We start from the raw sequence: 726 nt of genomic DNA, 5'->3' as shown, positions 1-726 counted from the left end.
TCAGTCCTTGATGTCGCAGATCGTGGCGCCGGAGGTGAGGGAGGCGCCGATCTCGGCGGTCAGGCCCTTGACGGTGCCGGACTTGTGGGCGTTGAGGGGCTGTTCCATCTTCATGGCCTCCAGGACCACGACCAGGTCGCCTTCCTTGACCTCCTGGCCCTCCTCCACGGCGACCTTGACGATGGTGCCCTGCATCGGCGAGGCCAGGGTGTCCCCCGAGGCGGCCGAGCCGGACTTCTTCGCCGCCCGCCGCTTGGGCTTGGCGCCGGCCGCGAGCCCCGTACGCGCCAGCGACATGCCCAGCGACGAAGGCAGCGAGACCTCCAGACGCTTGCCGCCGACCTCGACCACGACCGTCTCGCGGCCCGCCTCGTCCTCCGCGTCCGCATCAGCGGGCGCGGCCGCGAACGGAGCGATCTCGTTGACGAACTCGGTCTCGATCCACCGCGTATGCACCCGGAACGGATCACTCGTGAACGCCGGGTCAGTCACCACGGCCTGGTGGAACGGGATGGCCGTGGCCATGCCCTCGACCGTGAACTCCCCCAGCGCACGCGCCGCACGCTGCAGCGCCTGCTCACGCGTCGCACCGGTGACGACCAGCTTGGCCAGCAGCGAGTCCCAGGCCGGGCCGATCACACTGCCGGACTCCACGCCCGCGTCCAGCCGCACACCGGGTCCGGACGGCGGGGCGAACGTCGTCACCGTGCCGGGGGCCGGGAGGAA

At 71.1% G+C, this 726-nt stretch carries 1 protein-coding gene; it reads right to left on the bottom strand.

Annotated features, from left to right (window positions below; translation table 11 throughout):
• The coding region (locus ACX6XY_RS30005; RefSeq protein WP_460337766.1) for a biotin/lipoyl-containing protein at positions 1–726 on the bottom strand (726 nt) is incomplete at its 5' end.

The organism is Streptomyces sp. O3 (assembly GCF_054788135.1).
Note: the sequence above shows the minus strand (reverse complement) of the source record. Positions and strands in the feature narration are given on the sequence as shown.